Source organism: Mesorhizobium sp. Arg314 (assembly GCF_053714275.1).
Genome location: NZ_JBSKBP010000189.1, coordinates 1 through 881, shown reverse-complemented (window position 1 = coordinate 881; position 881 = coordinate 1). Strand labels below are relative to the sequence as shown.

Sequence of the window (881 nt, the reverse complement as noted above, 5' to 3'; positions counted from 1 at the left end):
AGGCACCAGTCCATCTCGCCATGCTGATCCACCCATTCGAGTCCTTCGGCGCCAAGTCGGGCGGCCAGCTGCCGCGGGGTCGAACAGAGAATTCCGTCAATCTGAACTTGCGTGCACATGGACCCTCACAATGGCATCGTGTCGTGCTTCTTCCAGCGCGGCTCGAGGTTCTTGCCGCGCAGTGCCGCGAAGGCGCGCGCGATGCGCTTGCGCGACGAATGCGGCATGATCACCTCGTCGATGAAGCCGCGTTCGGCCGCAACGAACGGATTGGCGAAGCGTGCCTCGTATTCCTTGGTCCGCGCCGCGATCTTGCCCGCGTCCGCGAGTTCCGAGCGGTAAAGGATCTCGGCCGCGCCCTTGGCGCCCATCACGGCGATCTCGGCGGTCGGCCAGGCATAGTTCACATCCGCGCCGATATGCTTGGAAGCCATGACGTCATAGGCGCCGCCATAGGCTTTGCGCGTGATCAGCGTCACCATCGGCACGGTGGCCTGCGAATAGGCGAACAGAAGCTTGGCGCCATGCTTGATCACGCCGCCATATTCCTGCGCGGTGCCGGGCAGGAAGCCGGGCACGTCGACCAGCGTCAGCAATGGAATGTTGAAAGCGTCGCAGAAGCGCACGAAACGGGCGGCCTTGCGGCTGGAATCGATGTCGAGGCACCCCGCCAGCACCATCGGCTGGTTGGCGACAACGCCCACGGTCTGGCCTTCGAGACGCAGGAAGCCGGTGATGATGTTCCCGGCGTAGGCTTGGCTGATCTCGAAGAAATCGCCCTCGTCGGCGATGGCCAGGATCAGCTCCATCATATTGTAGGGCTTGTTGGCGCTGTCGGGCACCAGCGTGTCGAGCCGCATGTCGAGGCGCGCGGGGTCGTC

Annotated in this window: 1 protein-coding gene; it reads right to left on the bottom strand. The window is 63.9% G+C overall.

The annotated features are described in order from the left end of the window. Positions 1-125: 125 nt before the first annotated feature. A partial coding sequence (locus ACWGS9_RS35010; RefSeq protein ID WP_454509455.1) for an acyl-CoA carboxylase subunit beta occupies positions 126-881 on the bottom strand: 756 nt, incomplete at its 5' end.